This window comes from Citrobacter sp. JGM124 (assembly GCF_018257795.1).
Classification (GTDB): Bacteria; Pseudomonadota; Gammaproteobacteria; order Enterobacterales; family Enterobacteriaceae; genus JGM124.
Window position 1 is genome coordinate 540,742 of the sequence record NZ_JAERJD010000001.1, and the last position, 8,230, is coordinate 548,971.

The 8,230-nt window shown below is 48.3% G+C and carries 8 protein-coding genes and 1 pseudogene; 5 read left to right on the forward strand and 4 right to left on the reverse strand.

What is annotated here, in order from left to right; genetic code table 11:
- Positions 1-105 precede the first annotated feature (105 nt).
- From sapB to pspF, 4 genes are all read right to left on the reverse strand, one after another.
- Positions 106-1,071 carry a putrescine export ABC transporter permease SapB gene (gene sapB, locus JK154_RS02530; protein ID WP_211990899.1) on the reverse strand — a complete coding sequence of 322 codons (966 nt, stop codon included), beginning with the start codon at positions 1,069-1,071 and terminating at the stop codon, positions 106-108.
- Complete coding sequence (sapA, locus tag JK154_RS02535; protein WP_211990900.1) at positions 1,071-2,708, reverse strand: ABC transporter substrate-binding protein SapA; 1,638 nt, start codon at positions 2,706-2,708, stop codon at positions 1,071-1,073. Before sapA ends, sapB begins: the two co-directional genes overlap by 1 nt.
- A gap of 241 nt (positions 2,709-2,949) precedes the next feature.
- A complete protein-coding gene (locus JK154_RS02540) occupies positions 2,950-3,633 on the reverse strand; it encodes a lipopolysaccharide core heptose(II) kinase RfaY (RefSeq protein WP_211990902.1) in 684 nt (227 codons plus the stop codon).
- Positions 3,634-3,847: 214 nt separating this feature from the next.
- The gene (pspF, locus tag JK154_RS02545; protein WP_211990903.1) at positions 3,848-4,858 is read right to left on the reverse strand and encodes a phage shock protein operon transcriptional activator; all 1,011 of its coding nucleotides are present in this window, start codon (positions 4,856-4,858) and stop codon (positions 3,848-3,850) included.
- 179 nt (positions 4,859-5,037) lie between these two features.
- Between pspF and pspA the strand changes: the two genes are divergently transcribed.
- The 5 genes and pseudogenes from pspA to JK154_RS02570 form a co-directional block, all read left to right on the forward strand.
- Positions 5,038-5,706: a phage shock protein PspA gene (gene pspA, locus JK154_RS02550; RefSeq protein WP_211990904.1), complete on the forward strand. Its 669-nt coding sequence runs from the start codon at positions 5,038-5,040 to the stop codon at positions 5,704-5,706.
- A gap of 56 nt (positions 5,707-5,762) precedes the next feature.
- Positions 5,763-5,987, forward strand: coding sequence for an envelope stress response membrane protein PspB (pspB, locus tag JK154_RS02555; protein ID WP_211990905.1), 225 nt, complete (start codon positions 5,763-5,765; stop codon positions 5,985-5,987).
- Positions 5,987-6,346 (forward strand): envelope stress response membrane protein PspC, encoded by a 360-nt coding sequence (pspC, locus tag JK154_RS02560; protein ID WP_211990953.1) that lies wholly within the window; start codon positions 5,987-5,989, stop codon positions 6,344-6,346. Before pspB ends, pspC begins: the two co-directional genes overlap by 1 nt.
- Positions 6,347-6,483: 137 nt before the next feature.
- Positions 6,484-7,881: a YcjX family protein gene (locus tag JK154_RS02565; protein WP_211990906.1), complete on the forward strand. Its 1,398-nt coding sequence runs from the start codon at positions 6,484-6,486 to the stop codon at positions 7,879-7,881.
- A pseudogene (locus tag JK154_RS02570) lies at positions 7,878-8,230 on the forward strand (TIGR01620 family protein); the annotation flags it as partial. The gene JK154_RS02565 and the pseudogene JK154_RS02570, both read left to right, overlap by 4 nt.

Consider the following 8,230-nt stretch of genomic DNA (forward strand, 5'->3'; position numbering starts at 1 on the left):
TAGCACAGGAGCTTACCTGTCTTACTCACAATATAGTCTATATGAAGCCGTTTCATCGGGCTGACAGCATCCGCACTCAAACGGCATCAAACGACGTGGTTACTGTTATCGGATACTGCCCCACGCTTTATTTTTCAGCGGGCTGGTCAATACACTGACGATGTCGGATAAAATATTCACCACGATCACCAGTGTCCCCGTCACCATAACACCGGCGGAAATAGCGGCATAATCTTGCTGACGTACGGCACTGATCAACCAGCGTCCCAGTCCGGGCCAGTTAAATACCACTTCCGTTATCATCGCCAGGGTTAACATTGTTGAAAACTGTAGTCCCAGGCGTGGGATGATCGGTGGAAGCGCATTATGGAGCACATGACGACGAATAATGGTAAAGCGTGACAGGGCACGTGTTGTTGCGGCCTTAATATAATTTTGCTCACAGATATCAATGGTACTGAGCCGCATCAGACGAACAACTTCAGTCGTGGGGGCCACGGCCAGGGCGACTACCGGTAAAACCATATGCCGGGCAACGCTACCGATAATTTCATGACGATAAGGTGAGTCCGTCAACCAGGCGTCTACCAGGGCTAATCCGGTTACCGATTTTACCTCATATAACAGGTCGAAACGTCCGGACACCGGGAGCCAGCCAAGGGTCAGCGAGAAGAACATGATCAACAGCAGGGCCAGCCAGAAGACGGGGATCGAAAAACCCACCAGAGCCAGGGCACTAATAAGCTTATCTTGCCAACGATTCCGCATGATCCCTGCCAGGATGCCAACCGGTATTCCCAGTAACAAGGCGAGCGAAAACGAAAGCAGGCATAATTCCATGGTTGCAGGGAAAACATCATGTAATTGTGCGTTAATGGACTGCCCATTAATACTCGACACCCCAAAATCCCAGTGCATCAGGCCTTCAGCCCAGAAAAGCCAGGCATTCCAGAGCGAAACGCCCTGTAACGGGGCATGGGGCGTAAAATAGAGTAATGAGAATCCCACAAGGGACAGAAGTAACAGGGTGATAACCAACAACATCAAACGTCGCAACGTGTAAATTATCATTATTTCTTCACCTCAACATTCTCCCGAGAGACACCGGCAAACGACGCATTACCAAATGGGCTCAAGACCAGTCCTTTTATATCGTAGCGAGATGCCTGCAAACGCAAAGAGGAGGCCAGGGGAAGTAAAGGCATATCCTGAGACAAAATCTGTTGTGCTTCATGATAGGCATCAATACGGGAAGCCAGTTGTTGTGAGGACAGTGCTTTTTGTAATACTGAATCAAATTGTGGATTACACCAATGGGAGAGATTCGTCTGGGATTCAATGGCCGGGCAACTCAGTAACGGACGGAAAAAACTGTCCGGATCATTACTGTCCGTTGACCAGCCCGCCAGTGTCATATCATGGTTCATATCCATCAGCCGGGTTTCTTGAAAGCGTCCTTCCACTGGCACAATCGTCACTTTAACGCCAATCTGCGCCATATCCGCCTGAATCAGCTCTGCGGTTTTTAAGGGGCTGGGGTTCCAGGGTTGTGAACTGGTTGGCACCCACAACGTCAGTTCAAGATCTTTAATACCTAGCGAGGCCAGTAATTCCCGTGCTTTGGTAGGGTTATATTCGGTTACCCGGGCATCATTATCATAGGCCCAGGATGCCCGGGGCAAAATAGATGCTGCCGTTTCCGCCGTGCCATAATAGATGGACTGCATCAGACGCTGGTTATTAATTGCCAGTGACAAAGCGTGGCGGACCTCCGGGTTATTAAGCGGCGGTTTGTTGGTATTAAATGATAAATAGGCAATATTCATCCCCGGACGCAGTGTCAGACGCAAACGAGGATCATCACGTAAAATGTTAAGCTGGCTGGCTGCGGGCCAGGCTAACACATCACACTCACCGGTGATCAGTTTGGATAAACGGCCGGTTCCCCCGGACCCTAAATCCAGTACTACTTCAGGCATTAATGGTATGCCTCGCCAATACCCCGGATGGCGCGCAAGACGGATATATTGCCCGGCACGATGGTCACTCAGCAGAAAAGGGCCTGTTCCGACAGGCTGGCGATCCATCAATTCCTGTTTATCTTCCCGGGTCAGCTGGTCAGCATATTCGGCTGACATTACGGAGGCATAATGCGTTGCCATATGCCACAGAAAAGAGGCATCGGGTTTATTCAGGCGAAACTCCACCGTATTCTGGTCCAGCTTACGTACCTCTTTAATACTTTCTGCAAACTGTAAGCTATCAAAGTAGGGATAATGACCACCATTCACGTTATGCCAGGGATGGTTACGGTCAAAAATACGCTGAAAAGTAAACACGACATCATCGGCATTTAAGGTTCGGGTCGGGCTAAACCAGGCCGTTTTTTGAAACTGAACGCCGGGACGCAGATGAAAGCGATAGGTTGCGCCATTATCCAGGACTTCCCAGCGTTCAGCCAGCTCAGGTACCAGACGATAAGTATAGGGGTCAACATCCAGCAAGCGGTCATAGAGTTGTGCCGCCAGGGTGTCGACGGTGAGACCGGTACTGGCCATCTGCGGATTGAAGGTATTAACCTGGCCATTAACACAATAGATAAAGCCGTTATGGCGGATATCTACAGGCTTTGTATCGGGGGGGGCGGCCCGGGCGATACCCTGCAGACAGCATAAGCTCAGTAACAGGGAAGAGATGAATGCGCGCATAAAGGTCTGTATCTTTTCAGGTGATAATGCAAATTGTATCGCACTCTGGCTGGTTCCCAAAATCCCTGTGAATGACGCGAGATAGCGTTTTGTTAATGTGACATGCCTTGTTGACCGTAACCTGCAGGTCTGAAGTACTTGCCGGTGCCTGGAATGTCTGCGCGTGGCGCAGGCAGATCGCGCTCTGTAATGCCATATCATGATCATAGTCAGTAAAAGAGCCGCATTCGGGAGCGCAGTATTATTTGTGACTTCTCATCTTTTTTAAGGTTCTTCTTATTTTATTTCGTATACTTACGAGATGATAAGCCATATTCTCTCGTGATGGCTTGATTCCATATTTATCGTTCAGTAAGACCAGGTCATTTGCCTTGCATCTTAAAAGGCTGCCTTTGATCGATAAGTCGATGACCTTTAAATTGCGGTCTTTATCGAGAATGAAATTCCCACAATGGATATCATTCGATGCCAGATCGCATTTGTGCAATGTGGAAATGCATTTTGCAACAGCATGTTTATTTGAATCATCAATTGATTTTAATGGCGTGCCTTCTATATATTCGTAAGCAATATAGCTATCAATTACTCTTCTGAAACGCCTTTTTTCAGCTAAAAAATGAATCATAGTAGTAACATGCGTCAATTCTTTTTCATATTCCCTTAGCTTTTTCATCATCTTCACGTTACATGAGGCGAAGATAAAGGACTGTAGTTTCTTTTCAAAGCGACGGTCTATTTCTCTGTCTCGTTTGATGACAAACTTACGCCCATGATAGTCTATTAAAAAAACTTCTCTTTTTTCATTTTCAGTGGAAAGTTGCTTCACGACAAAGTCTTTAAGCTTATCGGTGAATATTAAATCATTTAAAAAAGCACCTTTGTCAGTGAAAAATATATTATATCCATTTTTTTTAGTTATCCGCATAATTGCTCCCTGGATTCGTTGCTTAAATACCCCGTTGATATTAACAATTCAATATTAGTACATATCTTTTAAACCTCAAGAGATGATCTTTATCTGTGTTAATTCTGCATATTTTTTATGTTGTTATGTGGGCTTCTGGCCGTAGTCACCACCACAGGGTTTCTTTTTGGCACCCATATTTATGTTCCGCACTCCTGGGTATCCATGGCGCGTTTTAATTGAATGCCCCAGGGTTCAAATGATGTTTTTTCATCATCGCCCGGAGCTGGTGATAGGTAATGCCTAAAAGTTCAGCAGCACGGCGTTGATTAAACAACGCTTTTTGCAGGCTCTGTGTTAACAGTTGCAACTCTTGTTGATGCTGAAACCGACGTAAGTCCATCGGTAATTCAGGCAAATTCCCGGACGCTTGTAGTACTGAGGAGTTCTCAGTGGCGGGGAACGGGGGGGGTTTACTGGCAAAAGGGTTGATAATCATGTTATCAAGCACTTTTTCATTGTTTCCATGACGATAAACGGAACGCTCGACCACATTTTTAAGCTCCCGTATATTCCCGGGCCAGCCGTAATTTAACAGTGCTTGACGGGCTTTATCACTAAAGCCCGGGAAGAAGGGATGCTTTAGTTCCCGGCACATTTGCATGGCGAAATGTTCAGCCAGCAACAGAATATCGGCCTGACGTTCACGCAGAGGGGGGAGCATCACTACATCGAATGCCAGCCTGTCAAGGAGGTCAGCACGAAACTTGCCTTGCTGAGCCAGTAGGGGAAGATCTGCATTGGTCGCACACACCAGGCGGACGTTCACCTGCAGGGACTGGCTGCCACCCACACGTTCTAATTCACCGTATTCCACGACCCGTAGCAGTTTTTCCTGAACCAGCATTGGGGCTGTTGCCAGTTCATCTAAAAATAATGTGCCGCCTTCAGCACGCTCAAAGCGACCAGGGTGACGTCTTTGTGCCCCGGTAAAGGCCCCCGCTTCATGACCAAACAGCTCACTGTCCAGGAGGTTTTCATTCAGTGCGGCACAGTTTAATGAGATAAATGGCCCCTGCCAGCGTGAAGACAAGAAGTGCAGGCGGTTAGCAATCAGCTCCTTACCGGTTCCCCGTTCGCCAATCACCAGTACCGGTTTGTTTAATGGCGCCACTTCGGAAACTTGCTCCAGTACTTCAAGAAAGCTATTGGCTTCACCAATCAGGTTATCTTTACTTTTTTGCATGGTTAAATTAACTAATAGTTAGTGTTATTGACTTAATATAGCAGTGCGTTCCATTAGGTCAAAATTTAAAAAACCTTTAAAATCATAACCATAATAATTGGCACGTGTTTTGCAAAAAAAGTATTTGAGGGATAACTCAATTCCGAATGACAGACTAAAATAGTGATGGAGAAAACATTATGGGTATATTTTCGCGCTTTGCCGATATTGTAAATGCCAATATCAATAGCTTGCTGGAAAAAGCTGAAGATCCACAGAAACTGGTGCGCCTGATGATTCAGGAGATGGAAGACACGCTGGTGGAGGTACGTTCTACTTCAGCCAAAGCCCTGGCTGAAAAAAAACAGCTGGTGCGGCGGGTTGAACAGGCGTTAACACAACAGCAAGAATGGCAAGAAAAGGCTGAACTGGCTCTGCGTAAAGACAAAGAAGATCTGGCACGTGCTGCTTTAATTGAAAAGCAGAAACTGACAGATTTAATTGCTGTGCTGGAACGCGAAATTAGTCAGGTTGATGAAACCCTGGCACGGATGAAACTGGAGATTGGTGAGCTGGAAAACAAACTCAGTGAAACGCGTGCCAGGCAGCAGGCTCTGGCCCTTCGCCATCAGGCTGCGTCATCCTCCCGTGACGTGCGCCGTCATTTGGACAGCGGCAAACTGGACCAGGCCATGGCACGTTTTGACTCTTTTGAACGTCGTATTGACCAGATGGAATCAGAGGCGGAGAGTCAGCGTTTTGGTAAACCGACGTCACTGGATACGCAGTTTGCAGAACTGAAAGCCGATGATGAAATTAGCGCGCAAATTGCAGCGTTAAAAGCCAAAATGAATTCTGGCCGCGATTAATAATTCTGTCTGACGGTGGTGCGCATCACTGTAAGACAGGCGAGTAAGGAGTACCTATGAGCGCGCTTTTCCTTGCGATACCTTTGACGATTTTTCTATTTTTTGTTGCCCCTCTTTGGCTCTGGTTACATTACAGCAATCGCAGTGGAGGGGCCCGGCTATCCGCCAATGAGCGACAGAGGCTGGTGCAGCTGACCGAAGAAGCTCGCCAAATGCGTGAGCGTATTCACGCACTGGAACAAATCCTTGATACTGAACACACAGGCTGGAGGAATCAATGATGATGACTGAGATTCAGGGCCGTAAATTATGGCGTATTCCAGAAAAAGGGATGATTAAAGGGGTTTGTGCAGGTATTGCACAGTATTTTGATATTCCGGTTAAATTAGTCAGAATTATCACCGTTCTGGCCTTTTTCTTCGGCTTGGCGTTTTTCGTGCTGGTGGGATATATCGTACTCACGTTTTTACTTGACCCGATGCCTGCAGATGAGCAATGGCAGTCCAGTGCACCGGGTTCCCGTGAACTCCTCAATATTGTTGATACAGAGCTGCGTTCGGGGGAACAACGATTGCGTGCCATGGAGCGTTATGTCACATCAGACACCTTCCAGTTACGCAGTAATTTTCGTGAGCTCTGATACATCGGTCCAACGGGTTACCACAGTGACATGACGGTGCAGCCTCTTAGTAGTTTGGCCATCATTTATTGGCTGCCAGGCTGTGCTGGGTCACCAGGGTAATTGAAGATGACATATCTCAAGATATCAGGATAGGGATGAACCGAATTAAAAATGAACTCAGTGCATGGGTTAATCGCGGTGTTGACCGGCATTTACGACTGGCGGTAACCGGTTTGAGCCGTAGCGGTAAAACCGCATTTATCACTTCACTGGTGAACCAACTCCTGGGTGCCAATACTGGCGCCCGACTACCGCTATTCAGTGTGGCAAGAGAAGGGCGTTTGCTGGGGGTTAAACGTGTTGCTCAACGTGATTTGGGGCTACAGCGTTTTACCTATGACCAGGGACTGGCTCAACTTTATGGTTCCCCCCCCGCCTGGCCAGTGGCCACAAGGGGGGTGAGTGAAATGCGTCTGGCGTTACGCTATCGTCCTGCGAATGGTCTTCTGCGACATCTTAAAGATATATCGACACTCTATCTTGAGATTGTCGATTATCCTGGGGAATGGCTACTGGATCTCCCGATGCTTGACCAGGACTACTTTAGCTGGTCACGACAGATGACGGGAATGATTCAAGGAGACCGTCATCAATGGAGCGCCGAATGGCGGTCCCGTTGCGCGGGGCTGGACCCGTTTGCCCCAGCAGATGAAAGTCAACTGGCGGCTATTGCTGAGTCCTGGACCGAATACCTGCGAACGTGTAAAAATGAAGGCCTGCACTTCATTCAGCCCGGCAGGTTCGTACTACCCGGCGATTTAGCCGGCGCCCCGGTACTGCAATTTTTCCCCTGGCCGGGTATCGAAACACTGGGGGAGTCTAAACTGGCTCAGGCTGATCCCAGCACTAACTTTGGTATGTTACGTGCCCGCTTTAATTACTACTGCGAAAAAATCGTCAAAGGATTTTATAAAGAACATTTTGTACGTTTTGATCGCCAAATTGTGTTGGTTGACTGCCTGCAGCCACTGAACAGTGGGCCTCAGGCGTTTAATGATATGCGGCTTGCATTGAGTCAGTTAATGCAAAGTTTTCATTACGGCCAGCGTACACTCTATCGCCGTCTGTTTTCACCGGTTATCGACAAACTCCTGTTTGCTGCCACCAAAGCTGATCACGTAACCCATGATCAGCATGAAAATCTGGTGTCGCTGCTTTCCCAGCTGGTGCTTGAAGCCCGGCAGCATGTCGCCTTTGAAGGTGTGAATATGAACTGTATGGGAATCGCTTCGGTGCAAGCCACACAGAGTGGCCTGGTGACGGTTGACGGTGAGCAGATACCCGCCCTGCGCGGTGAGCGGCTGAGTGATGGTGCCCCCCTGACCGTTTATCCGGGGGATGTGCCACCACGACTGCCGGGGGCGGAATTTTGGCAACAGCAACAATTCCAGTTTGAACAGTTCCGCCCGCGCGTGATGAGTTTTGACAGCCCGTTGCCTCATATCCGCATGGATGCCGCGCTGGATTTCTTAATTGGAGACAAGTTGCAATGAACCAATCAATTAAACCACGTATCGACTTTGCGGCAACTCAGCAGGATGACGCCATAGAAAAGGCAAAAACAGCCCGCACCTTTAGTGAGCAAGAGTCGGAATACTTTACCCCTCAAGAAAGGGCAACAGAAACAGATGATGACCGTAGTGAGGCTATTGTGGTGGCGGCCCTGCGTCCGAAGCACAGTTTGTGGCGGCGACTGGTCACTTGTGGGCTGGCGCTGTTTGGTCTGAGTGTTATCGCCGAAGGCGGGTTGTGGGTGTATCGTGCCTGGGTTGATCAGGACTGGATAGCTTTGAGTGCCGGGGCTGCGGGGACATTGATCGTTATTGCGGGTGTAGGCTCGGT

Bases quoted from the DNA above. Each gene is read 5' to 3' on its own strand.
- pspC (WP_211990953.1), top strand. From the start codon at position 5,987: ATGATGACTGAGATTCAGGGCCGTAAATTATGGCGTATTCCAGAAAAA.
- JK154_RS02565 (WP_211990906.1), top strand. From the start codon at position 6,484: ATGAACCGAATTAAAAATGAACTCAGTGCATGGGTTAATCGCGGTGTT.
- pspB (WP_211990905.1), top strand. From the start codon at position 5,763: ATGAGCGCGCTTTTCCTTGCGATACCTTTGACGATTTTTCTATTTTTT.
- JK154_RS02540 (WP_211990902.1), bottom strand. From the start codon at position 3,633: ATGCGGATAACTAAAAAAAATGGATATAATATATTTTTCACTGACAAA.
- sapA (WP_211990900.1), bottom strand. From the start codon at position 2,708: ATGCGCGCATTCATCTCTTCCCTGTTACTGAGCTTATGCTGTCTGCAG.
- pspA (WP_211990904.1), top strand. From the start codon at position 5,038: ATGGGTATATTTTCGCGCTTTGCCGATATTGTAAATGCCAATATCAAT.
- pspF (WP_211990903.1), bottom strand. From the start codon at position 4,858: ATGCAAAAAAGTAAAGATAACCTGATTGGTGAAGCCAATAGCTTTCTT.
- sapB (WP_211990899.1), bottom strand. From the start codon at position 1,071: ATGATAATTTACACGTTGCGACGTTTGATGTTGTTGGTTATCACCCTG.